Genomic DNA, 23,243 nt, shown 5'->3' with positions numbered 1-23,243 from the left:
GGATCGACAGTGCTGGGAACTGCGCTTCCGGCATGAGGACTCAATCGTGTCTGTGGCCGGGGAGCTTACTTCGCCTGCATGATTTTTGCAGTGCTATTTTGTCGGTTCCCACAGGCGGGAGCCGCGGCGGCTAAGCCCTGAGCATTTCTGCGACCTTCGGCGCGAAATAGGTGAGGATACCGTCGCAGCCGGCGCGCTTGAACGACAGCAGCGATTCCAGCATCGCCTTGTCGCCGTCGATCCAGCCGTTCTCAGCGGCCGCGCGGATCATCGCGTATTCGCCCGACACCTGGTAGGCGAAGGTCGGAACCTGGAACTCGTCCTTCAGCCGGCGGATGATGTCGAGATAGGGCAGGCCGGGCTTGACCATGATCATGTCGGCGCCTTCGGCGAGATCCTGCTCGGCCTCCCTCACCGCCTCGTCCGAATTGGCGTGGTCGATATAGTAGGTCTTCTTGTCGCCCTTGAGCAGGCCGGCGGTACCGACCGCCTCGCGGTAGGGGCCGTAGAAGGCCGAGGCGAATTTCGTCGCATAGGACATAATGGCGACGTCCTGGAAGCCTGCCGCGTCGAGCGCGTCGCGGATGGCGCCGATGCGGCCGTCCATCATGTCCGACGGCGCGATGATGTCGGCGCCGGCCTCCGCTTGCAGGACGGCGGCGGCGGTCACCTGGGCGACCGACTCGTCGTTGACGATGATGCCGTCGCGCAGGATGCCGTCATGGCCATGGCTGGTGAAGGGGTCGAGCGCCGCGTCGGTGATAACGCCGATCTCGGGCACCGCGGCCTTGATCGCGCGGGTGGCGCGGTTGATGACGTTGTCGGCGTCGAGGATGTGCGAGCCGGTCTCGTCGCGCAGCGACAGGTCGACGTTCGGGAAGGTGGCGATCGCGGGGATGCCGAGTTTTGCCGCGCGCTCAGCCTCCCTTGCGGCGAGGTCGACCGTCATGCGGAAGACGCCGGGCATGGCCGCGATCTCCTCGCGGCGGTTCTCGCCGTCGATGACGAAGATCGGCCAGATCAGGTCGTCGACCGTGAGCCGGTTCTCCTGCACCAGCCGCCGCGACCAGTCGGCCTTGCGCATGCGTCGCAGCCGACGCGAGCCGGTGATCTCGTCGACGGTGCGGGCAGCGGTCTGGCGGGGGGAGGTGAACTTGTTCATCGGCAAAACTCCGGAATTGGCCGGCTTTTAGCACGCGGCGTCCGGATGACCAATGCGGCGATTTGGGCGGTCAGGGCTGGCCGTTGCCGGACAGGACCTGCGCAGCGCCGCGCATCGCGACCCGGAACGCTTCGTCGAAGCTGACGCCGCGAACCTGCCAATCGTAAATGCGGCCCTCGAACGGGAGGCGCCAATCGGCAACCCAGCCGAGATCGGCGTCGCTCCATCTGAGGCGGCCGAGCAGGGGCACGGCGCGGCCGGATGCTTTCGCGGCAGCCTCAAGCTGGCCCTGGCCGGCCTGCCACAGATTTCCATCACCGAGACCGGCGGCTGCGATTTCGGCTGTGTCCGGCAGGGCGATCTTCATCGCCAGAGGCTCGGCTGCCGCCGCGAAGGACACGGGCATGGACGGGTCTTCGTCGCCGTCGGCCGCCAACACGAAGCGCTTCGCGCCGCGCTCCACCGCAAGCAGCGGCGCGATCGTCGGCCGCTCCGCAAGCCACGGCCTGCTGCCAAGGCCGGCAAGCACCGCATCGAGCTTCCCGCGATCGAAGGCGCAGGTGAGGTCGTGAGGCCGGTCGTAGCTTCCTTGTTCGTCGTGGATCGGCACGCCCTCCAGGCGGTCCCGGTAGGCGAAGGAGGCAACCAGATCCCCGGCATGCGCCTTCAATCCGGCAAGTCCGGGCTTAGCCAGCAGGCGCTGGTCGCCCGAGACGCGGACCAGGACCTTGTCCAGGCAGTCCTGGAAGCCGAGCTGACGGTTCTTGTCGCTTTTGCCGGTGACGATCGCCCTGGCGCTGTACAACTCGTCCGCCGCGTCGGCTGCCAGGCCGGCCGCGGGCAGGATGAGGCAGAGCAGCGAAAGGAAGATCAGGCGGCGCATCGATCCATGGCCGAATGAATGTAATGTAGCCTGCGAGGGGTAGCATGAACCGACCGGCATCGCGAGATGACAGAGCCGAAGGAGGAAACATGACCGTCCGACGTATCGTCGCCAACATCGCCACGCCCGATCCCGGCAAGGCGCGCCCCTTCTATCAAGGGCTGCTAGGGCTCGAGATCGTGATGGACCACGGCTGGATCGTCACATTCGCCGACGTTGGACAGGCCGCGCCGCAGGTGAGCTTTGCGAGCGAGGGCGGCTCCGGTACGCCCGTCCCGGATCTCTCGATCGAGGTCGACGATGTCGACGAGATCCACACCCGCGCCGTCGCGGCGGGCTTCGAGATCGTCTATGGCATCACCGACGAGCCCTGGGGTGTCAGGCGCTTCTTCGTCCGCGACCCGTTCGGCAAGATCGTCAACATCCTTTCCCACCGATAAGGCCGCGATTTGCCGACCGGACGGGCGCCGGCATTGACGCGCCTATCCGCCAGCCTTTAGCACTTCAATCCCGGCACGGGGTCGGAGAGGGATTCTGGCGGCATGGATTTTGGCGGCGGCGATGAGATCCGGTTCGAGCGCAGCGGCAAGGCCGGCATCGTCACGCTGACGCGGCCGAAGGCCCTCAACGCGCTGACGCACCGCATGGTCAAGGCGCTGAGCACGGCGTTGACGGCGTGGGAGGAGGATCGCGGCGTCGAGGTCGTCATCCTCAAGGCCGAGGGCAGGGCGTTCTGCGCCGGCGGCGACATCCTCGCGGTCTACAAGGCCTGGCAGGAGGGCAAGCGGCTCGCGGAGTTCTTCGCCGACGAGTACCGCCTGAACGCGCAGATCAACCGCTTCCGGAAACCCTACATATCGCTGATCGACGGCATCTGCATGGGCGGCGGCATGGGCATCTCGGTGCACGGCTCGCACCGGGTGATGACGGAGAATGCGGTCTTCGCCATGCCGGAGGTCGGCATCGGCTTCTTCCCCGATGTCGGCGGCAGCTATGTGCTGCCCGATCTCGGCTCCAGCTTCGGCATGTATCTCGGGCTGACCGGCAACAAGATCGAATATGGCGATGCGCTCTGGTCCGGCATCGCCACGCATACGGTCGAGGCCACCTATCTGCCGGCCATCGCCGAAGAGATCGCCGAAAGCGGCGATCCGGGCACCGAGCTGCGCGAATTCTTCAGGGCGGCGCGCCGCAAGACGGACGGGGTCTGCCTTCAAGCCATCGCGAAGCACTTTTCGCTCGGCTCGCTGAAAGACATCGTCGCCAGCCTGGAGCGGGACGCGGGCTCGGACAAGTTCGCCGCCGATACGCTGGCAACCATACGGCTGCGTTCGCCGACCAGCCTGCACGTCACCTTCCGTGCCCTCACCGCCGGCTCGACCATGTCGATGGACGAGTGCATGAAGATGGAGTTCCGCATCCTCAACCGCATGCTCCAGAGCCACGACCTCTACGAAGGCATTCGGGCGGCGCTGATCGACAAGGGCTCGGCTCCGGACTGGCAGCCGGCGCGGCTGGAAGACGTCGGCACGGAAACTGTCGACGCTTATTTCGCGCCGCTTCCCGAGGGGGAGCTCCGGCTGTGACCGATCTCACCGACCGCGGACCCTTGGGACCGAGCCTGGCCGAACAGGCCTTCGTCTGGTTCCAGCGGCTGGTCGCCGGCTACTGCCTGCTCTTCGGCGTGCTCTACTGGGTGCGGCTGATCGGCGTCTATGACGGGCCGCTCTGGCGCTTCGACCTGATGCCGGTGCAATGGCAGGTGGCGGCCGTCACGCTTGCCGTGTTCTATCCTTTCGCGGCGATAGGGCTCTGGATGCTCGCCTCATGGGGGCCGGTGATCTGGGTGATCTGCGCCGTGACCGAGACGGCCATGTATTTCCTGTTTCCGGATCTCTACGGCCACCGGCTGCTGATCGTGTCGAGCCATCTCGGCGTGGCGGTGCTCTACATCGGCTTCCGCGTGCTCATCCACTGGCAGCACCGCAACGCCGAGCGGTAGCGCTGCGGTCTGGTCCGGCGACGCCTAAACCTTTAGGTTAATTTTCTTCGCCGGACGGGGTTTTCATTAACTCTCTTCCCAAAGCTATCCCACTTAACCCCTTGTTAGGCCTGACGTTTAAGTCGAATTTTATGCGCATTCGATAGTGTCGCGATCAAGGTGAGAAACAAAACAATCACCGGGCGACAGACGAGAGGCAAAGACAATGATCAATTCGCGTCCGGCGGCGAAGACCGCTAACGTTTCCGATGACCGCCGTGAGGCGATCCGCTCGCTCTACATGGAATCTCTCCAGCTCGTGGAGCGGCTGCACCGCCGCCTGCTGGACGTGATCAAGGACGAGTTCGACCGCAACGGCCGCTCCGACATCAACGCCATCCAGGCGCTGCTTCTGTTCAACATCGGCAATGCGGAATTGACCGCTGGCGAGCTGCGTTCGCGCGGTTATTATCTCGGCTCCAACGTCTCCTACAATCTGAAGAAGCTGGTCGACCTCGGCTTCATCAACCATCAGCGCTCGCGCATCGACCGCCGCTCGGTCCGTGTCAGCCTGACGCCGAAAGGCCAGCAGGTCGCCGAGGTCGTGGCGGGGCTCTACGAGCGCCACATCGGCTCGATCGAGCACGTCGGCGGCATCAACCAGGAAGAGTTCACGCAGATGAACCGCGCGCTGCAGCGCCTCGACCGTTTCTGGAACGACACCATCGCGTACCGCATGTAGGACAAGGCTGAAGGACAGCCGGGCGGCCGTTGCCGAAAGGCAGCGGCCGCTTCTTTTTGGCTGTTTCACGTTGTCGTGTGTGGCCAAAGCCATTCTGCCGCCATAATCGGATGAATTACCCGAGTAAGGGATGGGCCGCAGATTGCGGCTGGCGAAGATCGCCGCCGATGCCGCATCCAGCGCGAGACCGGCGAGTTGAGGTGATGGTTGGCTAATTGTTAACACTGGCCGCCATAATGTTGGGGCTACGGTGTCCGAGCCCGGCGACGACGAGAAGAGAACCATGACGATCAAGACGAGCCGACGTTTCTTCCTTTCCGGCGCAGGCGTGCTGGCAATGGCCGCCTTTTCCGGTCAGGTTCAAGCGCAGGACGTGATCTCCGAGATCCTGCAGTCCAATGGCCGCGGCAACTGGGACGACACCTTCGACGCGCGCGCCAGTGACGGCGACAAGGTCGCCTCCAACCTGCCGATCTTCTCGCCGCAGACGGTCATGTATATCGAGCAGGCGGTGGGACAGTACTCCAACATCGTCGCGCAGGGCGGCTGGCCGATGGTTCCGGCGACGAAGAAGCTCGAGCTCGGCGTCGTCGATCCCGATGTTGTCGCGCTGCGCAAGCGCCTGATGGTCTCCGGCGACCTGCCGGCCAGCGCCGGCATCTCCGAGTCCTTCGATACCTATGTCGATGCGGCGGTGAAACGCTTCCAGATGCGTCACGGCTTGCCCGCGGACGGCGTGCTCGGCAAATATTCCTATGCGGCGATGAATATTTCCGCCGATGTCAGGCTCGGCCAGTTGCAGACCAACCTTGTGCGGCTGCGCACCATGTCCGGCGATCTCGGCCCGCGCTATGTGATGGTGAACATCCCGGCCGCGCAGATCGAGGCGGTCGAGAACGACCGCGTCGTGCTCAGGCACACGGCCATCGTCGGCAAGATCGACCGCCAGACGCCGATCCTCAACTCGGCGATCAACGAGATCATCGTCAATCCGTACTGGAATGCGCCGGAATCGATCGTCCGCAAGGACATCATCCCGCTGATGCGCAAGAACCCGCAATATCTGGCGGAGAATTCGATCCGCATCCTCGGCCCGAACGGGGAAGTCGACCCGACGACCATCGATTGGTCGACGGAGGACGCGGCGAAGTTCCGCTTCCGCCAGGATCCGGGCAAGATCAACGCCATGGCGTCGGTGAAGATCAACTTCCCGAACCCGCATGCTACCTACATGCACGACACGCCGCAGCAGGGCCTGTTCAACAAGCTGATGCGCTTCGATTCCTCGGGTTGCGTGCGCGTCCAGAACGTGCGCGACCTCGTCACCTGGCTGCTGCGCGACACGCCCGGCTGGGACCGCCAGCACTTCGAGGCGACGATCAAGAGCGGTGAAAGCGTCCCGGTCCAGCTCTCCCAGCCGGTGCCGGTCTATTTCACCTACATCTCGGCTTGGTCGACCGGCGACGGCGTCGCGCATTTCCGCGACGACATCTACGGCCGCGACGGTGTTGACGAGCTGCAGCTCAGCCAGGCGCTGTAAGCAGCCAGGCACGGTTTGTGAAAGGCCGCCTCCGGGCGGCCTTTTTAGTTGTCCGGGAACTACTTCATCAGATGTCTTGCCACGGCGTCATAAGCGGGCAGGGAGGTCGGGTCATTGGCGGCGTTGCTTGCCACGGGGTTGGATGCAAAGCGCGCAATCACCATGCGGGCCGCCGGATCGACGTAGATCGCCTGCCCGTGCACGCCGCGCGCCATGAACACGCCGTGCTCGTTGTGGGAAAGCCACCACATGCCGCGGTAGCTCCAGCCCTTGAGCAGCGCGTAGCCCGCCTTCTCGAACGCGGCCTTGTCGCCGCCGGCCCGAATGCGGGCTATGGCCGCTTCCGGCACCAAGCGCTCGCCGTTGACCATGCCGCCGTCCAGCATGAGCTGGCCGATCCGGGCCATGTCGCGCAATCCGGCGTTGAAACCACCGCCCGCATAGGGCGTGCCGATGGAATCGACGGTGAAATAGCCGTCCTGCTCGCCGCCCATCCTGCTCCAGATACGCTGCGACAACAGATCGGCGACGGATTTGCCTGTCACACGCGCAATCATCCAGCCGAGCGCGTCGGTGTTGATGGTCTTGTAGCCGAAGGCGGTGCCATGCTCGCCTTCCTTGACGACGGTCTGGAGATATTCGAAATAGCTGCGCGGGCCGGTATAGCCGTCCGGCTTGGGCAGCGGATTGCCGGCCGCTCCGTAGCGCCAGACATCGGCGTCCGGATCGGCGTAGTCCTCGCTGTAGCGGAGGCCGGTGGTCATTTCGAGCACCTGCCGGACCGTGGCGTCGCCGAACGCGCTGGCGGCCAGTTCGGGCACGATCGATGCGACCTTCGCGGATTCGTCGAGCGTTCCTTCCGCGACCAGCATCTCGCCGAGCAGCCCGATCAGCGATTTCGTCACCGACATCGCCGCGTGCTGGCCGATGTCATCGAGGCAGCCGAAATAACGCTCATAGACGATGACGCCGTCGTGCAGGATGACGATGCCGTCGGTGTAGTTGACCGCCAGCGATTGAGCCCAGCTCATCCGGCCGCCGCCGAGTGGCGTGAAGATGACTTGGTCTATGCTGTCATCGATCCGACGCTCCATCGGAACGGGAGCACCCAGGCCGCGGCTGACGCCGACCGTCGGCATGAGCTGGCGGAAGTGGCAGACGGTCCAGCGCAGCTTGGGGAAGCTGAAATAGTCCGGATCTGAAAAACGGATGATCTTTTCCGCGGGCGGGGGCGACCCGACCATCCACCCAAGCTTCACGGGATCGGATTCTTGCGCCGACATTGTCAGGTTCTCCTGTGCACGGGACGTCGTGGGCGTTATCGAGGCATAGAGCCCGACGGCAAGTATGGCCGCCGCAACCGCGGTCTGTCCTGCTGCGGTTGCGGTCTGGAGAGCAGGCCCGGAAATCGATCGCGGCATCGGCAAAACCTCCAGTGCAGTTCGGCGCCTCGGCACGATGACCGAATCCATCCCGGTCCTGGAAACGAAGCGCTGATCGCCACATGGGATGGTGACCACGGCGGCTTGCGCCGTCATCGTAACGTCCTGCGGACCGTATTCGGTTCCCCGGCCGGTGTCTGCCATCCGGTTTGCCGGGGCGGGGCGAAGATCGCTTTCCCCGCGCGGCTGCCTGAGCCCGCTGTCGCAAAGCTGCGATGAAACTTCGCATGTGCGAACGTGGCGGGGCCGGGACAACTGTGTTAATGGCCCCGCGAATACGCTTCCCCACCGTAACACAGACCTCGAGGACTGACCGCCATGGCAACAGCAACGGCCGCCACGCCCCATTCCGCTTCCTTCTTCGGAACGACCCTCGCCGATGCCGATCCGGAAATCTTCGGCGCGATCCGTTCCGAGCTCGGCCGTCAGCGTCATGAGATCGAGCTGATCGCTTCGGAGAACATCGTTTCCCGCGCCGTGCTCGAGGCGCAGGGCTCGATCATGACCAACAAATACGCCGAGGGTTATCCCGGCAAGCGCTATTACGGCGGCTGCCAGTTCGTCGACATCGCCGAGGAACTGGCGATCGAGCGGGCGAAAAAGCTGTTCGACTGCAAGTTCGCCAATGTGCAGCCCAATTCCGGCAGCCAGATGAACCAGGCCGTGTTCCTGGCGCTGCTGCAGCCCGGCGACACCTTCATGGGCCTCGACCTGAACTCCGGCGGGCACCTGACGCATGGCTCGCCGGTCAACATGTCGGGAAAATGGTTCAAGCCGGTCTCCTACGGTGTGCGTAAGGACGACCACCTGCTCGACATGGACGAAGTCGCGCGGATTGCCCGCGAGGCCAAGCCGAAGCTCATCCTGGCCGGCGGCACCGCCTATTCCAGGATCTGGGACTGGAAGCGCTTCCGCGAGATCGCCGACGAAATCGGCGCCTATCTGATGGTCGACATGGCCCACATCGCCGGCCTCGTGGCAGGCGGCCAGCACCCGTCGCCGCTGCTGCACGCCCATGTCGTCACCACCACCACGCACAAGTCGCTGCGCGGCCCGCGTGGCGGCATGATCCTCACCAATGACGAGGACATCGCCAAGAAGATCAACTCGGCGGTGTTCCCCGGCCTGCAGGGCGGCCCGCTGATGCATGTCATCGCGGCGAAGGCGGTGGCGTTCGGCGAGGCGCTGAAGCCCGACTTCAAGCTCTACGCGCAAAACGTCGTCGCCAACGCCAGGGCGCTTGCCGAAAGCCTGAAGGAAACCGGGCTCGACATCGTGTCCGGCGGCACCGACAACCATCTGATGCTGGTCGATTTGAGGCCGAAGAACGCCACCGGCAAGCGCGCCGAGGCGGCACTTGGCCGTGCCAACATCACCTGCAACAAGAACGGCATCCCCTTCGATCCCGAAAAGCCCTTCGTCACCTCCGGCGTCAGGCTGGGCACTCCGGCCGGCACGACGCGCGGTTTCGGCGCCGCCGAATTCCGCGAGATCGGCAGGCTGATCGCCGAGGTGCTGGACGGGCTGAAGGCCGCCAATTCCGACGAGGGCAACGCCGCGGTCGAGGCAGCGGTGAAGCAGAAGGTGCTGGCGCTGACGGACAGGTTCCCGCTGTATCCGTATCTGGGCTGAACGGTCGCGGCCTCACCGTGAAACGATTGTCGCGGAAACGCGGTTTTCCGGTGTAGGCTGCGTCATCTTCGACCCGAACCCGGAGAGCCGCAGTCATGGCCAGCCAGATCGAACACGCCCGCACCTTCCACGCGCTGCACGTGAAGGGCGATCCCGTCGTCCTCTTCAACATCTGGGACCCGGGCAGCGCAAAGATCGTCTCCGGCGCGGGCGCCAAGGCGATCGCGACCGGTAGCTGGCCGGTCGCGACTGCGTTCGGCTATCCCGACGGCGAGAAGATCCCGCTCGACCTCGCGCTCGACAATATCCGCCGTGTGGTGGCGGCGGTCGATCTGCCGGTCTCTATGGATATCGAGGGTGGCTACGGCGTCGAGCCCGAAACCGTCGGCCGCACTGTCGCCCGCGTCATTGAGGCGGGCGCGGTCGGGTTCAACCTTGAAGACCAGGTTGTCGGCGGCTCGGGTCTCCACGACATTGAGCCTCAGGTTCGCCGCGTCGCCGCCGCTGTCGAGGCGGTCAAGGCATCCGGCATCCCGGCTCATGTCAACGCCCGCACGGACCTCTTCCTGAAAGCCAAGCCCGACCAGCACGACGAAAAGCTCGTGGATCAGGCGATCGAGCGCGCCCGGGCCTATGAGGGGGCCGGTGCGAACGGCTTCTTCGCCCCCGGCCTCGTCGACGAACGCCTGATCGACAGGCTGGTGGCTCCGTCACGCTTCCGGTCAACATCATCGCGCTTCCGGGAGCCCCGCCGAAACAGCGGCTTGCCGAACTCGGCGTCGCGCGCATCAGCTACGGCCCGGTTCCGTGGCGCCGGATGGCGGTGTGGCTGGAGAACGAGGCCCGCGCGGCGATTTCCGGCTGAACTGGCCGGAACCGGGAACGGCGGGCCAAAACCGATTTCCACTTTCCCGGACCATGCGCTAAGCGTTGAGCGATCCGAGAATCGCTGCAATACGAAGGCCTGTTATGCGTTGCCCTTACTGCCAGTCGGAAGACACACAGGTGAAGGACTCCCGTCCTGCCGAGGACGGAGGGGCGATCCGCCGCCGGCGCGTCTGCCCGGTCTGCGGCGGGCGTTTCACCACCTTCGAGCGGGTGCAATTGCGCGATCTGGTGGTGGTGAAGAAGTCTGGCCGGAAGGTGCCCTTCGACCGCGACAAGCTGCTGCGCTCGGTCGAGATCGCGGTGCGGAAGCGCAATGTCGAGCCCGAGAGGATCGATCGTGCGGTCACCGGCATCGTGCGCCAACTCGAAAGCTCCGGCGAGACCGAAATCCCGTCCGCCGAAATCGGCCGGCTGGTGATGGAGGCGCTGAAGTCGCTCGACGACGTCGCCTATGTGCGCTTCGCCTCGGTCTACCGCAATTTCCGCGAGGCCAAGGATTTCCATGAGGTTCTGGGCGAGCTGAAGGGCGATGAGGACGTCGGCTGAAAAATGCCCGCGACAAGTTCAGAAGAGCAGGCAGCGCTGGACCATCGCTACATGGCGGCGGCGATCAGGCTGTCGCTGAAACACTCGGGGCTGACCTCGACCAACCCGTCCGTCGCCACCCTGATCGTCCGCGATGACGGGCGAGGGCCGGTGATCGTCGGACGCGGCGTGACGGCGATAGGCGGCAGGCCGCATGCCGAGCCGGTGGCTCTTGCGGAAGCCGGTGAACTGGCGCGTGGAGCCACCGCCTATGTGACGCTGGAGCCATGCGCCCATCACGGCCGCACGCCGCCCTGCGCCAACGCCCTGGTTGCTGCCGGCGTGGCGCGCGTCGTCGGCGCCGCGACCGATCCGGATGACCGCGTCTCGGGCAAGGGATATGCGATCCTGCGGCAGGCGGGCATCGAAGTCGTCGAGCGGATGCTCGCCGAAGAGGCCGCCGACGCCATGGCCGGCTATTTGACCAGGTCCCTCAAGAAACGCCCGGAAGTGACTCTCAAGCTTGCGCTTTCGCAAGACGGCATGATCGGTCGGCCGGGCGAGGGGCAGATCGCCATCACGGGCGAGGTGTCGCGTCGGCAGGTGCATTTGATGCGGGCGGCAAGCGACGCCATTGTGATCGGCATCGGCACCGCCGTCGCGGACGATCCTGAACTGACGGTGAGGCTGCCGGGTCTGGCCGGCCGTTCGCCGGTGCGCATCGTTCTCGACCGCACGGCCAGGCTGCCTTTGACGTCCCGGCTGGTGCAGACCGCCAGGGAAGTGCCGCTGCTGGTCGCGGCCTGCTCCGGTGGCGATCCGGCACGCCGGGCTGAACTCGAGCGCACAGGCGCCAATTTCCTCGCGACCGAGACATTTGACGGACGCATTGCCCTGCCGGAACTGCTCGAGGATCTCGCCGCGAAGGGCATGTCGAGCGTGCTCGTCGAAGGCGGCGCGGCGACAGCGAAATATTTTCTCGATGAGGATCTCGTCGACCGCATCGTCATCTTCCGCGGCGCGGTGATCATCGGGGAGGGTGGCCTTGCGGCACCGATCGACGAGGACCATATGCCGGCGGGCTTCCGCCTGCTGCGGGAAGCGAGCTATGGCGACGACCGCGTCGCCGAATGGGCAAGGCCGATCTGATGTTCACGGGTATCGTCACGGACGTTGGCAGGGTTGCGACAGCGGAGCCGCTGCCGGAAGGGGTGCGGCTGCGTATCGAGACGGCCTATGATCCCACGACCATCGCCATCGGTGCGTCGATTTCCTGTGCGGGGGTCTGCCTCACCGTGACCAGGCTGCCCGACGAACGCGCCAACGCGCGCTGGTTCGAGGTCGAGGCGTGGGAGGAAGCGCTGCGGCTGACGACCGCGTCAGCCTGGGCGACAGGCACGAAGGTCAATCTCGAACGCGCGCTGAAGATCGGCGACGAACTCGGCGGCCACATCGTGTCGGGCCATGTCGACGGCAAGGCCAGGGTCGTCGCGCGCGAGACGGAAGGCGACGCCGTGCGCTTCACGCTGGAAGCGCCGCGCGAGCTTGCAAAATTCATCGCGCCGAAAGGCTCGGTCGCGCTCGACGGCACCTCGCTCACCGTCAACAAGGTCGACGGCACGCGTTTCGATGTGCTGCTGATCCATCATTCGCTGACGGTGACGACCTGGGGCGAGCGGCGCGAAGGCGACGAAGTGAACCTCGAAATCGACACCATGGCGCGCTATGCCGCGCGTCTGGCGGAGGCGGCCAGGGACGGCCTTTGAACTTTCGTCTCGCCGAGTTCAGCCACGGCGTATTAGCATAGCACGTATCGCTTGCGGTCGCATTCCGTTCGGCCTAAGTCACCGCCCACTTGGAGACCAGCATGGCCGTTACTTCGAACCACGGAAAAGCCTTCGCCCTGCCTAAGGGGAAGGTCCACCTCTTGATCATCGAGGCGCGTTTCTACGACGACCTCGCCGACACCCTGTTGGAGGGTACGAAAGCTGCGCTCGACGAGGCCGGTGCGACCTATGACGTGGTCACCGTCCCCGGCGCGCTGGAAATCCCCGCCGTGATCTCCTTCGCGCTGGACGGCGCGGACGAGGGTGGTACCGACTATGACGGTTTCGTCGCGCTCGGCACGGTCATCCGCGGCGACACCTATCACTTCGACATCGTCGCCAATGAATCGTCGCGCGGCCTGATGGATCTTGCGACGCGGGAATCGCTTGCCATCGGCAACGGCATCCTGACGACCGAGAATGCAGAGCAGGCCTGGACCCGCGCTCGCAAGAACGAGGGCGACAAGGGCGGGTTCGCGGCCCGCGCTGCCTTGACCATGATCGCGCTGCGCGAGCGGTTGGGAGCCTGACGGTGACGCAGCAGCCATCCGGCGGCCAGCCGACCATACGCCAGGCGAACAAACGCGGTGCCGCGCGGCTCGCCGCCGTTCAGGCACTTTACCAGATGGACGTCGCCGGCAGCGGGCTTCTGGAGATCACCGCCGAATATGAGGCGTTCCGGCTCGGCAAGGAAGTAGACGGCGCCCAGTACCGCGAGGCAGACCCGCAATGGTTCCGCGCCATCCTCTCGGGCGTGGTGGAGAACCAGAAGACTGTCGATCCGGTGATACGGCAGGCGCTGACCGAGGACTGGCCGCTGTCGCGGCTGGATTCCACCCTGCGGGCGATCCTGAGGGCAGGGGTCTATGAACTGATGAAGCGCGAGGACGTGCCCGTGCCAGTCATCGTTTCGGAATATGTCGACATCGCCAAGGCCTTCTATTCCGAGGACGAGCCGAAGCTGGTGAACGCGGTGCTCGACCGCGTGTCGCGCCGCGTCCGCGGCGAGGGCCGAGGCAAGGACGCGTCCTAGTTCACGGATGGAACCCTATCCGGTTCGAAGGCCGGTCGTTTCGTCGCTTGCTTCGCTCCGGTTCGCTGCTTTCCACTCCGCATAGCCGTCCTCGAGGCGGCGCGAGCGAAATCCGTTCCGTCGCAGCAACGCGACGGCGTCGGATGACAGGATGCAGTATCGGCCCCGGCAATAGGCGATGACCTCGCGATCCCTGGGCAGCCGCGAAAGACTGGCCTCCAGTTCGTCGCTCGCAATATGGATCGCGCCGGGCAGGTGTCCTTGCCGGTATTCGGCCTCGTCGCGGACATCGAGCAGCACGACATTTCCGTCGCGCATGCGCGCCCGTATCTCGTCCAGCGAAACGGGCTCCATATCGTCCAGCCCCCCGAAATAGTCGGTGACCGCCAGCCGGACCTCGGCGATGTTGCGCTCGGCCAGCGCCCGCATGGCCACCACGGCGTCGAAGACAGGCCCGTCGGCCAGGCTGAACAGCACGTTCTTGCCGGCGCGGCGCGCCGTGACCACCCCGACCCGGCGAAGCGTCTGGAGATGCTGCGAGGCGTTGGCGACGCTGATCCCGCTGCGCTTCGCCAGCTCGTCGAGCGACCACTCGCCCTGGCTCATGAGATCCAGAAGTTTCAGCCTGTGCTCATGGCCGAACGCCCTCGCCAATTCGGCCACATGGCTATAGACGAGACGTTCCGGATTCTGGCTTGACATATCGCCTGCCGAGATACATTCAATTGTTCAATTGAATGTATCATCTTAATACCCTCAATAAAAGTACCGGCCGGCACATATGAACCAGACCAACGCCACTGAGGCTCGCCGCACGGCTCTGATCCTCGCCGCCGCGCAGGCCATCGTCGGCTCGGCCGCGGTGGTTGCCTTTTCGCTTGGCGCGATCGCCGGCCATTTTCTGCTCGACGCCGACAAGTCGCTGGCGACGGCGCCCATCACCGGTTTCAACGTCGGCGTGGCGATCGGTGCAATTCCGGCGGCCTGGATCATCCGCAGGCTCGGCCAGCGCAACGGCTTCCAGGTCGGGACCCTGACCACGGCGCTCGGCGGGCTGCTGGCGACGTTCGCGCTGTTCCAGTCGAATTTCTGGATGTTCGCCGCCGGTTTGATGGTCATCGGCCTTGGCGGCGCCTTCGTGCAGCAGTTCCGCTTCGCGGCGGCCGACAACGCGCCGCCGGAATTCAAGGCGCGCGCCATCTCCTTCGTGCTCGCAGGCGGCGTCTTCACCGCCATCATAGGCCCGCAGATCGTCATCTTCACGCGCGACCTGCTTGCGCCGGTCATGTTCGCGGGTGCCTTCGCGGCGATCCTCGGCCTCGCTGCGGTCGGCGCCCTGCTGCTGTCGTTCCTGCGGGTGAGCGACAAGACCACGTTCCACGGCGAGCATGCCGGCGAACCGGCGCGTGAGCTTTCCGAGATCGTCATGCAGCCGCAGTTCGCAATCGGACTGCTTTGCGCGGTCGGGACCTATGCGCTGATGAGCTTCGTGATGACCGGCGCACCGCTCGCCATGGTCGGCTGCGGCTTCACGCCCGACGATGCGGCGCTCGGCATTTCCTGGCATGTCATGGCGATGTTCGGGCCGAGCTTCTTCACCGGCGCGCTGATATCTCGCTTCGGCAAGGAAACGATCGTCGCCACCGGCCTGGTCCTGCTGATCGCCTGCGCGCTGGTCGCGTTGTCGGGCATCCAGCTCTGGCAGTTCTGGACTGCGCTCATCCTGCTCGGGCTGGGCTGGAACTTCGGCTTCATCGGCGCGACGGCGATGGTCGCCAGCAGCTATCGCAACTCCGAGAAGGGCAAGGTCCAGGGCCTGCACGACTTCATCCTCTTCACCACCGTGGCGCTCGGCTCCCTGCTTTCGGGCGCCGTCTACAATGCGTGGGGATGGGAGATGCTGAACTGGATCGTGTTTCCGGTGGCCGGCATCTGCCTGGTGGGTCTTGCCGGATTGCGATTGACCGCGCGTCGGAAGTCGCTGGCGTAAGCCGCGCCAGGGACGACCATTTCAATCGATCTTATCTGCCGTCGTCCCGGATCGATGCGGGCGGCGCGTGCAAGGTGCCGGAAAACCGGGCAAAAGCTGAACAATATCTTGACGTTCGGAAGCCTGTTTCGATATGCCGCAGGTGGGGTCCGTTTCGGCCAGCCGGCCGTCGGTTACCATTCCACAAGGCCCGGGAGGGGTTCTTTGGGCCATCAATCAGGGAAATTGGCATGACCATGCTTTATGTCGTCATTGCCTGCGGCTTGCTTTCTGTCCTGTACGCCATCTGGGCGACACGCTCGGTCCTCGCGGCCGACCAGGGCAACGCGCGCATGCAGGAAATCTCAGCTGCCATCCGGGAGGGCGCGCAGGCTTACCTCGCGCGGCAGTATACCACCATCGCCATCGTCGGCGTCGTAGTCCTCTTGCTGGCTTGGTGGCTCCTGTCGTTCACCGCGGCGCTCGGCTTCCTGATCGGAGCGGTGCTGTCGGGTGCGGCCGGCTTCATCGGCATGCATGTGTCAGTCCGCGCCAATGTGCGCACCGCTCAGGCGGCTTCCAACAGCTTGGCCGCCGGCCTCGACATCGCCTTCAAGTCGGGCGCCATCACCGGCATGCTGGTCGCAGGTCTCGCTCTGCTCGGCGTCGCCGTCTACTACTGGATCCTCATCGGTCCGATGGGCTACGCTCCTGACAACCGCGCCGTCATCGACGCGCTGGTCGCGCTGGGCTTCGGCGCTTCGCTGATCTCGATCTTCGCCCGTCTCGGCGGCGGCATCTTCACCAAGGGTGCGGACGTCGGCGGCGATCTCGTCGGCAAGGTCGAGGCCGGTATTCCGGAGGACGATCCGCGCAACCCGGCGACCATCGCCGACAACGTCGGCGACAATGTCGGCGACTGCGCCGGCATGGCGGCCGACCTCTTCGAGACCTACGCGGTGACGGTCGTCGCCACCATGGTGCTCGCTGCCATCTTCTTCGGCGGCACGGCGGTGCTCGGCTCCGTCATGCTCTATCCGCTCGCCATCTGCGGCGCCTGCATCATCACCTCGATCATCGGCTCGTTCTTCGTCAAGCTCGGTTCGAACGGATCGATCATGGGCGCGCTCTACAGGGGGCTGATCGTCACCGGCATCTTGTCGATCATCGGGCTCGGCGCCGCAACCTCGCTCACCATCGGCTGGGGCGATATCGGCACCGCCAACGGCATGACGATCACCGGTCAGAACCTGTTCATCTGCGGCCTGATCGGCCTGTTGGTGACCGGCCTGATCGTCGTCATCACCGAGTACTACACAGGCACCGACAAGCGCCCGGTCAACTCGATCGCGCAGGCGTCGGTCACCGGTCACGGCACCAACGTCATCCAGGGTCTTGCGGTCTCGCTGGAATCGACGGCGCTGCCGGCCATCGTCATCGTCGGCGGCATCATCGCGACCTTCCAGCTCGCCGGCCTGTTCGGCACGGCGATCGCGGTGACCACCATGCTCGGCCTTGCCGGCATGATCGTGGCGCTCGACGCTTTCGGCCCGGTCACTGACAATGCCGGCGGCATTGCCGAGATGTCGGGCCTGCCGCCGGAGGTGCGTCATTCGACCGACGCGCTCGACGCGGTGGGCAACACCACCAAGGCGGTCACCAAGGGCTACGCCATCGGTTCGGCTGGCCTCGGTGCGCTGGTGCTGTTCGCGGCCTACAGCTACGATCTGCAGTACTTCGCGGCCAACGCGGCGCAGTATCCGTACTTCGCCGACCTCGGCACGGTCTCCTTCGACCTGTCGAACCCTTACGTCGTGGCAGGCCTGATCTTCGGTGGCCTGATCCCCTACCTGTTCGGCGGCATCGCCATGACGGCCGTCGGCCGTGCGGCGGGCTCGATCGTCGAAGAGGTCAGGCGTCAGTTCCGCGAGGATCCCGGCATCATGGCCGGCACCTCCAAGCCGAACTACGCCCGCGCGGTGGACCTGCTGACTAGAGCGGCGATCAAGGAGATGATCATCCCGTCGCTGCTGCCGGTGCTGGCGCCGCTCGTCGTCTATTTCGGCGTGCTGCTGATCTCCGGCTCCAAGGCCTCGGCCTTCGCAGCGCTCGGCGCGTCGCTACTGGGCGTCATCGTCAACGGCCTCTTCGTCGCCATCTCGATGACCTCGGGCGGCGGCGCCTGGGACAACGCCAAGAAGTCGTTCGAGGACGGCTTCACCGACAAGGACGGCGTCAAGCACCTCAAGGGCTCCGAGGCTCACAAGGCCTCGGTGACCGGCGACACGGTCGGCGATCCCTACAAGGACACCGCCGGTCCGGCCGTCAACCCGGCGATCAAGATCACCAACATCGTCGCGCTGCTGCTGCTCGCCGTGCTCGCGCACGGCTGAGCCGCCGCCCACTCGACAAAAAGCCCGCGGGAGCGATCCCGCGGGCTTTTTCGTTTCTGCCGGAAAGCGGCGTTGGAGGGCGACCTACTGGCCGCCGCCGCCCATGATGTTCTTCGCGGCGTTCTGGCCGATGTTGCCGACGCCCGAAAGCATCTGGCCGAGGAAGTTCTGGTCCTTGCCGCCGGTCGGCGTGGTGCGCGAGATGAAGTCGAAGACCTTGCCGTCCTTCAGGCCGTAATTCGCGATGTTCTCGACGCGGCCTTCCTTGTTGAAATAGACGGCGAGGATGCGCTGGTCGACGAGCTTGGGGTTCATGAAGGCGACCGGACGCCTGCGCGTCTGGGAGATGTAATAGAACACCTCATTGTCGAAGGTCGCCGTCGTCGAGGGGCTACCGAGAGCGAGAAGCACCTGCTCGCGGCTGGAGCCGACAGGCACGAGGTCGATCGACTGCTGGTCGATGACATAGCCCTGGGTCAGCGTCTCGCCGGGTGTCAGGCCGGCGAAGGTCTGGGAGCTGTTGCAGCCCGAAATCGCCGCGGCCGCCACGATGAGCGTCGCCGCGCCGGCGGATCCCGGCAGGGAGGTCTTGAATTTCAACGCTGGCAACAACAACTCCTTCAAATTCGGCATCCGGACCGAACCATGCCGGCATGCTTGTCCCAAATCTTGCATGGGGCGGCAAAACCGGTAAACCAGCTTCGGCGACGATGCAACAACGCCGCGGGCGAAGAGAATCGCCGGGAGACCTTCTTCATGTTCCAGCGCCTGTTCGGCCGCGAACGCAACGCGAACCGTGCCATAACGGAGGCGCTTTACGCGTCAATCGTGGCAGCCGCACGGCAGGCCCCGTTTTATTCGGACTGGAACGTGCCGGACACGCCGCTCGGCCGCTTCGAGATGCTGTCGCTGCATATGTTCCTGTTCCAGCACCGCATGCATGAGGAGAGCGAGGCCTCGCGGGAGATCGCGCAGATCCTGATCGACGATTTCTTCGAGGACGTCGATCATTCGCTGCGTGAGCTCGGCATCGGCGATATGGGCATCCCGAAGCGTATGAAGAAGCTGGCGAAGATGTATTACGGCCGCACCGCCGCCTATGACGACGCGCTGGGGCGCGGCGACAGGGAAGCGCTTGTCGCGGCGCTTTCGCGCAACATCCTGCCCGAGGCTGCGTCCTGGCCCGAGGCCGCTCACCTGGCGGATTATGTCGTCGGCGCAGTGGACAGGCTCGCCGCTCAGGATTCCGAGGCGATCCGCGCCGGACGGATCAGCTTCCCGGCGCCAGCGCCGGTCTGACGGAGCGTACCCATGCACCACGACCAGGACAAAAGCCCGGTATCCTTCACGGCCTCGGTGACGCGGTTGCCGCAGAAGGGCATGCCTGTCGTCATCGACGCGGACGCCCGTCAGCGCGAGGCGCTGGCTGTCGCGCACGGGCTCGTCTCCGTGGAGCGATTCCACGCGGAGCTTCTTGTCGCACCGTGGCGGCGGAACGGGGTCAAGGTGTCCGGCCGGGTCGAGGCGGATATCACGCAGGAGTGCGTGGTCACGCTCGATCCGCTGCATTCCCGAATCGACGAAACCGTCGACGGGCTGTTCCTGCCGGAGGATTCGAAGCTTGGGCGGCTGGGTTTCGACGGGGGCGGCGAGATCCATGTCGATGCGGAAGGTCCGGACAGCCCGGAAACCTTCTCCGGCGACACGATCGACGTCGGCGCGCTGGCCGAGGAGTTTTTCGGCCTCGGCATCGATCCTTACCCGAGGAAGGCGGGCGCGACGCTGGCTGGACGGGGCGACGATGAGGCTTCGACGGGGCCAGAGGGCCCGCTCCAGGAGAAGCTGCGCCAACTCAGGCGGAAAGATTGAATAGTCCTCCGGGCAATGAAATCGCGGTTGTGCGGCGGGCGAAAAACGCTATTTTGCCCCGACTTTCGCCGACCCTCCTGACCGACATGCGAAATGCCCACGTCGGCCTCAAGCAAATTGCCGGCATAATGATGCAACCCAGACGGATCATGGCCTCGTGATCAGAATATCAATCGATGCAATGGGCGGCGACCACGGTCCCTCCGTGGTTATCCCCGGCCTGATGAAGGTCGCCGAGCGTCGCAGCGACGTGCGCTTCCTCATCTATGGCCAGGCCGACGAAGTCCGGCCGGTGCTCGAGAAATATCCCAAGGTCGCCGCGATCAGCGAGTTCGTCCATTGCGAGATCTCCGTGCGCATGGACGACAAGCCGAGCCAGGCGCTGCGCCACGGCCGCTGGAAATCGTCGATGTGGAAGGCCATCGAGGCGGTGAAGGCCGGCCAGGCCGACTGCTGCATCTCGGCCGGCAACACCGGCGCGCTGATGGCGATGTCGAAATTCTGCCTGCGCACCATGGCGACCATCGACCGGCCTGCCATAGCCTCGATCTGGCCGACCATGCGCGGCGAGAGCATCGTGCTCGACGTCGGCGCCACGATCGGCGCCGATGCGCACCAGTTGATCGACTTCGCCATTCTGGGTGCGGCCATGTCGCGGGCGCTGTTCGGCATAAACAGGCCGACCGTCGGGCTCTTGAATGTCGGTGTCGAGGAGATCAAGGGCCAGGAAGAGGTCAAGGAGGCCGGTCAGCTGCTGCGCGAGGCCGGTCTGATGTCGATGAGCTATCACGGCTTCGTCGAGGGTGACGACCTCGGCAAGGGCACGGTCGATGTATTCGTCACCGAAGGCTTTTCCGGCAACATCGCGCTGAAGACGGCCGAGGGTACCGCGCGGCTGATGGCGAGCTTCCTGAAGGCGGCGATGGAACGCACGCTGATGGCGCGGATCGGCTATATCCTCGCCAAGGGCGCATTCGACCGGCTGCGCGAGAAGCTCGATGTGCGCAAGTCGAACGGCGGCGTTTTCCTCGGCCTCAACGGGCTGGTCGTGAAGAGCCACGGCGGCACCGACGACGAAGGCTTTGCGGCCGCCGTCGAGCTCGGCTACGACATGGTGCGGAACGGCCTGCTCGACAGAATCGAGGCCGACCTCGACCTCTTCCACGCGCGGCACCCCAAGAAGATCGTGGCGAGAGCCGCCGAGGAAAACGACAAGGAATAGAGCCTTTTCATGATCAGATCAGTCGTGCGCGGGATCGGCTCCGCCTTGCCTCGCCGCATCATGAAGAATGCCGACTTCGAAGGCATGGTCGAGACGTCCGACGAATGGATCGTGCAGCGCACGGGCATCCGCCAGCGCCACATCGCCGAAGAGGGCGAGACGACGGCGTCGCTGGGCGAGGCCGCGGCGCGCGCCGCCCTGGCGAATGCCGGCCTGACGCCCGACGACATCGATCTGATCGTGGTCGCGACCTCGACGCCGGACAACACCTTCCCGGCCACCGCGGTCGACATCCAGGCCCGGCTCGGCATGCGGCGCGGCTTCGCCTTCGACATGCAGGCGGTGTGCTCCGGCTTCGTCTATGCCATCACCACCGCCGACCTCTACCTCAAGGGCGGGCTCGCCAAGCGTGTGCTGGTGATCGGCACCGAGACGTTCTCGCGCATCCTCGACTGGACCGACCGTTCGACCTGTGTGCTGTTCGGCGACGGCGCCGGTGCGCTGGTGCTGGAGGCGGAGGACAACGAGGGCAGGCTTGCGGACCGCGGCATCATCGCGTCTAGCCTGCGCTCCGACGGCGTGCACAAGGACAAGCTCTTCGTCGATGGTGGACCGGGCACCACCGGCACCGTCGGTCATCTCCGGATGGAAGGCCGCGAAGTCTTCAAGCATGCGGTGGGCATGATCACCGACGTGATCGAGGACACCTATGCGAAGGCCGGCATCACCTCGGAGGATCTGGACTGGTTCGTGCCTCACCAGGCCAACAAGCGCATCATCGATGCGTCTGCCAAAAAGCTCGGCATTGCCGAAGAGAAAGTCGTCACCACCGTGCAGCTTCACGGCAACACGTCTGCCGCCTCAGTGCCGCTGGCGCTTTCGGTCGCGGTCGCCGATGGCCGCATCAAGAAAGGCGACCTGGTGTTGCTGGAAGCGATGGGCGGCGGCTTCACCTGGGGCGCGGTGCTGTTGCGCTGGTAGCGCACGTCATTCGCAAATGCGGACAGAACTGCAACACTTTCCCGTCGCGACTTGAAGCGACGGGTTCGGTCCTTGACCTAGTGTAGCCAATTCCCTAACGTTCCGCCGTTTTGTATCGTTTATTGTTTTTATCCGAGGGGATGGGTTGTAAGGTCGCATGGGAGGAAAAACACTTACTCGCGCCGACCTAGCCGAAGCCGTCTATCGCAAGGTGGGTCTTTCGCGCACGGAGTCCGCGGCGCTCGTGGAGTCTGTCCTCGACGAGATCTGCGAGGCGATCGTTCGCGGCGAGACCGTGAAGCTTTCTTCCTTCGCAACCTTCCACGTGCGTTCGAAGAACGAGCGCGTCGGCCGCAATCCGAAGACCGGTGAGGAAGTGCCGATCCTGCCCAGGCGCGTCATGACCTTCAAGGCGTCGAACGTGCTGAAGAACCGCATTCTGCGGGCTCATCAGAGCAGCAAGGCGAAGTCCGAAAAGTAGCCGGCAAGCGAAGCGCCGCGAGGCGGCTTTCGGTGCATAAGCTGCGGCGTAGATAGGCCGCGGCTTGAATATTAGCGCGCAAACCGCTGAAATGAGTGGCGATTCGGACTTTCACGAAAGGGCCGCGCCATGGACAAGAGCCCCGACGCCTTCCGCACCATCAGCGAAGTGGCCGAAGATCTCGACCTGCCGCAGCACGTGCTGCGCTTCTGGGAAACGCGCTTCACGCAGATCAAGCCGATGAAGCGCGGCGGCGGCCGACGCTACTATCGCCCGCAGGACGTCGACCTGATCAAGGGCATCCGCCATATGCTCTACGACCAGGGTTATACGATCAAGGGCGTGCAGAAGCTGCTGCGCGAAAACGGCAACCAGTTCCTGATAGCGATCGGCAGCGGCGACCGCGCGGCGGTCGAGGCGATCGCGCAGCGCAAGCAGGCCGAGGCCGAGGTGCCGCTGACCGCAGCCGCGCAGCCGCGCGCCGGCGACGACGAGATGCTGGTCGGCGAGGCGAAGGCCAAGCCGCGCCGCTTCTTCGGGCTCGGCAAGCCCGACGATGACGGTCCGGTGCAGCCCGGCGAAGGCAAGCTCTCGCGCGACAACCGCGCGCTGCTGCAGGAAGCGCTGTTCGATCTCCTGGAGTGCAAGCGCCTGCTCGACCAGGTGCGCTGAAG

24 protein-coding genes and 1 pseudogene are annotated in these 23,243 nt (G+C 64.9%); 20 read left to right on the top strand and 5 right to left on the bottom strand.

Translation table 11 applies throughout. The annotated features are described in order from the left end of the window. Positions 1 to 130 precede the first annotated feature (130 nt). Positions 131 to 1,162, bottom strand: coding sequence for a porphobilinogen synthase (hemB, locus tag D8676_RS15645; protein WP_121582001.1), 1,032 nt, complete (start codon positions 1,160 to 1,162; stop codon positions 131 to 133). 70 nt (positions 1,163 to 1,232) lie between these two features. After that, the gene (locus D8676_RS15640) at positions 1,233 to 2,045 is read right to left on the bottom strand and encodes a DUF2066 domain-containing protein (RefSeq protein WP_121582000.1); all 813 of its coding nucleotides are present in this window, start codon (positions 2,043 to 2,045) and stop codon (positions 1,233 to 1,235) included. Positions 2,046 to 2,134: 89 nt separating this feature from the next. On the opposite strand from D8676_RS15640, the gene D8676_RS15635 reads away from it, so the two are divergent. The 5 genes from D8676_RS15635 to D8676_RS15615 all read left to right on the top strand — a co-directional run bounded on the left by D8676_RS15635 (position 2,135) and on the right by D8676_RS15615 (position 6,308). Continuing rightward, a complete protein-coding gene (locus D8676_RS15635; RefSeq protein ID WP_121581999.1) occupies positions 2,135 to 2,485 on the top strand; it encodes a glyoxalase superfamily protein in 351 nt (116 codons plus the stop codon). 102 nt (positions 2,486 to 2,587) lie between these two features. Further along, entirely contained in the window at positions 2,588 to 3,631 is a 1,044-nt protein-coding gene (locus D8676_RS15630; protein ID WP_121581998.1) for an enoyl-CoA hydratase/isomerase family protein, read from the top strand. Continuing rightward, positions 3,628 to 4,047: a DUF6163 family protein gene (locus D8676_RS15625; RefSeq protein WP_121581997.1), complete on the top strand. Its 420-nt coding sequence runs from the start codon at positions 3,628 to 3,630 to the stop codon at positions 4,045 to 4,047. The genes D8676_RS15630 and D8676_RS15625 overlap by 4 nt, the downstream gene beginning before the upstream one ends. A 205-nt stretch (positions 4,048 to 4,252) precedes the next feature. Further along, positions 4,253 to 4,768 (top strand): MarR family winged helix-turn-helix transcriptional regulator, encoded by a 516-nt coding sequence (locus tag D8676_RS15620; protein WP_121581996.1) that lies wholly within the window; start codon positions 4,253 to 4,255, stop codon positions 4,766 to 4,768. A 289-nt stretch (positions 4,769 to 5,057) separates the two neighbouring features. Then, entirely contained in the window at positions 5,058 to 6,308 is a 1,251-nt protein-coding gene (locus D8676_RS15615; protein WP_121582084.1) for a L,D-transpeptidase family protein, read from the top strand. A 59-nt stretch (positions 6,309 to 6,367) separates the two neighbouring features. On the opposite strand, the gene D8676_RS15610 is transcribed toward D8676_RS15615, so the two are convergent. Next, a complete protein-coding gene (locus D8676_RS15610; protein WP_121582083.1) occupies positions 6,368 to 7,591 on the bottom strand; it encodes a serine hydrolase in 1,224 nt (407 codons plus the stop codon). A 477-nt stretch (positions 7,592 to 8,068) separates the two neighbouring features. Between D8676_RS15610 and glyA the strand changes: the two genes are divergently transcribed. From glyA to nusB, 7 genes and pseudogenes are all read left to right on the top strand, one after another. Then, on the top strand, positions 8,069 to 9,382 hold the full coding sequence (gene glyA, locus D8676_RS15605) for a serine hydroxymethyltransferase (RefSeq protein ID WP_121581995.1): 1,314 nt from the start codon (positions 8,069 to 8,071) through the stop codon (positions 9,380 to 9,382). Positions 9,383 to 9,477: 95 nt separating this feature from the next. Then, positions 9,478 to 10,247: pseudogene (locus tag D8676_RS15600) on the top strand (isocitrate lyase/phosphoenolpyruvate mutase family protein). Between the two features lie 104 nt (positions 10,248 to 10,351). After that, a complete protein-coding gene (gene nrdR, locus D8676_RS15595; protein ID WP_121581994.1) occupies positions 10,352 to 10,816 on the top strand; it encodes a transcriptional regulator NrdR in 465 nt (154 codons plus the stop codon). 3 nt (positions 10,817 to 10,819) lie between these two features. After that, positions 10,820 to 11,944, top strand: a complete 1,125-nt coding sequence (gene ribD / locus D8676_RS15590; RefSeq protein ID WP_121581993.1) for a bifunctional diaminohydroxyphosphoribosylaminopyrimidine deaminase/5-amino-6-(5-phosphoribosylamino)uracil reductase RibD — start codon at positions 10,820 to 10,822, stop codon at positions 11,942 to 11,944. Next, positions 11,944 to 12,561 (top strand): riboflavin synthase, encoded by a 618-nt coding sequence (locus D8676_RS15585; RefSeq protein ID WP_121582082.1) that lies wholly within the window; start codon positions 11,944 to 11,946, stop codon positions 12,559 to 12,561. Before ribD ends, D8676_RS15585 begins: the two co-directional genes overlap by 1 nt. 101 nt (positions 12,562 to 12,662) lie before the next feature. Then, positions 12,663 to 13,151 (top strand): 6,7-dimethyl-8-ribityllumazine synthase, encoded by a 489-nt coding sequence (gene ribH / locus D8676_RS15580; protein WP_121581992.1) that lies wholly within the window; start codon positions 12,663 to 12,665, stop codon positions 13,149 to 13,151. Positions 13,152 to 13,153: 2 nt separating this feature from the next. After that, positions 13,154 to 13,654, top strand: a complete 501-nt coding sequence (gene nusB / locus D8676_RS15575; RefSeq protein ID WP_121581991.1) for a transcription antitermination factor NusB — start codon at positions 13,154 to 13,156, stop codon at positions 13,652 to 13,654. A gap of 15 nt (positions 13,655 to 13,669) precedes the next feature. Here the strand turns inward: nusB and D8676_RS15570 are convergent, their stop codons facing one another. Continuing rightward, entirely contained in the window at positions 13,670 to 14,356 is a 687-nt protein-coding gene (locus D8676_RS15570; RefSeq protein WP_121581990.1) for a metalloregulator ArsR/SmtB family transcription factor, read from the bottom strand. Between the two features lie 79 nt (positions 14,357 to 14,435). Here D8676_RS15570 and D8676_RS15565 point away from each other — a divergent pair, with 79 nt between their 5' ends. Then, positions 14,436 to 15,644 carry an MFS transporter gene (locus D8676_RS15565; protein ID WP_121581989.1) on the top strand — a complete coding sequence of 403 codons (1,209 nt, stop codon included), beginning with the start codon at positions 14,436 to 14,438 and terminating at the stop codon, positions 15,642 to 15,644. A 230-nt stretch (positions 15,645 to 15,874) separates the two neighbouring features. Continuing rightward, positions 15,875 to 18,016 (top strand): sodium-translocating pyrophosphatase, encoded by a 2,142-nt coding sequence (locus D8676_RS15560; RefSeq protein WP_121581988.1) that lies wholly within the window; start codon positions 15,875 to 15,877, stop codon positions 18,014 to 18,016. A gap of 84 nt (positions 18,017 to 18,100) precedes the next feature. Here D8676_RS15560 and D8676_RS15555 read toward each other — a convergent pair whose 3' ends face one another. Next, positions 18,101 to 18,649: an outer membrane protein assembly factor BamE gene (locus D8676_RS15555; RefSeq protein WP_121581987.1), complete on the bottom strand. Its 549-nt coding sequence runs from the start codon at positions 18,647 to 18,649 to the stop codon at positions 18,101 to 18,103. 123 nt (positions 18,650 to 18,772) lie between these two features. On the opposite strand from D8676_RS15555, the gene D8676_RS15550 reads away from it, so the two are divergent. The 6 genes from D8676_RS15550 (at position 18,773) to D8676_RS15525 (ending at position 23,241) form a co-directional block, all read left to right on the top strand. Next, complete coding sequence (locus D8676_RS15550) at positions 18,773 to 19,315, top strand: ubiquinol-cytochrome C chaperone family protein (protein WP_121581986.1); 543 nt, start codon at positions 18,773 to 18,775, stop codon at positions 19,313 to 19,315. A 12-nt stretch (positions 19,316 to 19,327) separates the two neighbouring features. Next, positions 19,328 to 19,885 carry a DUF177 domain-containing protein gene (locus tag D8676_RS15545; protein WP_121581985.1) on the top strand — a complete coding sequence of 186 codons (558 nt, stop codon included), beginning with the start codon at positions 19,328 to 19,330 and terminating at the stop codon, positions 19,883 to 19,885. A 157-nt stretch (positions 19,886 to 20,042) separates the two neighbouring features. Next, positions 20,043 to 21,107, top strand: a complete 1,065-nt coding sequence (gene plsX / locus D8676_RS15540) for a phosphate acyltransferase PlsX (protein WP_121581984.1) — start codon at positions 20,043 to 20,045, stop codon at positions 21,105 to 21,107. Positions 21,108 to 21,116: 9 nt separating this feature from the next. Beyond that, on the top strand, positions 21,117 to 22,088 hold the full coding sequence (locus D8676_RS15535) for a beta-ketoacyl-ACP synthase III (protein WP_121581983.1): 972 nt from the start codon (positions 21,117 to 21,119) through the stop codon (positions 22,086 to 22,088). A gap of 157 nt (positions 22,089 to 22,245) precedes the next feature. Then, on the top strand, positions 22,246 to 22,569 hold the full coding sequence (locus D8676_RS15530) for an integration host factor subunit alpha (protein ID WP_121581982.1): 324 nt from the start codon (positions 22,246 to 22,248) through the stop codon (positions 22,567 to 22,569). A 129-nt stretch (positions 22,570 to 22,698) separates the two neighbouring features. Then, positions 22,699 to 23,241, top strand: coding sequence for a MerR family transcriptional regulator (locus tag D8676_RS15525; RefSeq protein ID WP_121581981.1), 543 nt, complete (start codon positions 22,699 to 22,701; stop codon positions 23,239 to 23,241). Positions 23,242 to 23,243: the final 2 nt, after the last annotated feature.

This window comes from Mesorhizobium sp. YM1C-6-2 (assembly GCF_003666685.1).
Classification (GTDB): domain Bacteria; phylum Pseudomonadota; class Alphaproteobacteria; order Rhizobiales; family Rhizobiaceae; genus Mesorhizobium_K.
Note: the sequence above shows the minus strand (reverse complement) of the source record. Positions and strands in the feature narration are given on the sequence as shown.

Bases quoted from the DNA above. Each gene is read 5' to 3' on its own strand.
- D8676_RS15630 (WP_121581998.1), top strand. From the start codon at position 2,588: ATGGATTTTGGCGGCGGCGATGAGATCCGGTTCGAGCGCAGCGGCAAG.
- D8676_RS15555 (WP_121581987.1), bottom strand. From the start codon at position 18,649: ATGCCGAATTTGAAGGAGTTGTTGTTGCCAGCGTTGAAATTCAAGACC.
- ribH (WP_121581992.1), top strand. From the start codon at position 12,663: ATGGCCGTTACTTCGAACCACGGAAAAGCCTTCGCCCTGCCTAAGGGG.
- D8676_RS15560 (WP_121581988.1), top strand. From the start codon at position 15,875: ATGACCATGCTTTATGTCGTCATTGCCTGCGGCTTGCTTTCTGTCCTG.
- D8676_RS15545 (WP_121581985.1), top strand. From the start codon at position 19,328: ATGCACCACGACCAGGACAAAAGCCCGGTATCCTTCACGGCCTCGGTG.
- glyA (WP_121581995.1), top strand. From the start codon at position 8,069: ATGGCAACAGCAACGGCCGCCACGCCCCATTCCGCTTCCTTCTTCGGA.
- D8676_RS15550 (WP_121581986.1), top strand. From the start codon at position 18,773: ATGTTCCAGCGCCTGTTCGGCCGCGAACGCAACGCGAACCGTGCCATA.
- D8676_RS15640 (WP_121582000.1), bottom strand. From the start codon at position 2,045: ATGCGCCGCCTGATCTTCCTTTCGCTGCTCTGCCTCATCCTGCCCGCG.
- D8676_RS15565 (WP_121581989.1), top strand. From the start codon at position 14,436: ATGAACCAGACCAACGCCACTGAGGCTCGCCGCACGGCTCTGATCCTC.
- ribD (WP_121581993.1), top strand. From the start codon at position 10,820: ATGCCCGCGACAAGTTCAGAAGAGCAGGCAGCGCTGGACCATCGCTAC.
- D8676_RS15535 (WP_121581983.1), top strand. From the start codon at position 21,117: ATGATCAGATCAGTCGTGCGCGGGATCGGCTCCGCCTTGCCTCGCCGC.
- D8676_RS15620 (WP_121581996.1), top strand. From the start codon at position 4,253: ATGATCAATTCGCGTCCGGCGGCGAAGACCGCTAACGTTTCCGATGAC.
- D8676_RS15530 (WP_121581982.1), top strand. From the start codon at position 22,246: ATGGGAGGAAAAACACTTACTCGCGCCGACCTAGCCGAAGCCGTCTAT.
- D8676_RS15525 (WP_121581981.1), top strand. From the start codon at position 22,699: ATGGACAAGAGCCCCGACGCCTTCCGCACCATCAGCGAAGTGGCCGAA.
- hemB (WP_121582001.1), bottom strand. From the start codon at position 1,162: ATGAACAAGTTCACCTCCCCCCGCCAGACCGCTGCCCGCACCGTCGAC.
- D8676_RS15635 (WP_121581999.1), top strand. From the start codon at position 2,135: ATGACCGTCCGACGTATCGTCGCCAACATCGCCACGCCCGATCCCGGC.
- D8676_RS15610 (WP_121582083.1), bottom strand. From the start codon at position 7,591: ATGTCGGCGCAAGAATCCGATCCCGTGAAGCTTGGGTGGATGGTCGGG.
- D8676_RS15570 (WP_121581990.1), bottom strand. From the start codon at position 14,356: ATGTCAAGCCAGAATCCGGAACGTCTCGTCTATAGCCATGTGGCCGAA.
- nrdR (WP_121581994.1), top strand. From the start codon at position 10,352: ATGCGTTGCCCTTACTGCCAGTCGGAAGACACACAGGTGAAGGACTCC.
- D8676_RS15585 (WP_121582082.1), top strand. From the start codon at position 11,944: ATGTTCACGGGTATCGTCACGGACGTTGGCAGGGTTGCGACAGCGGAG.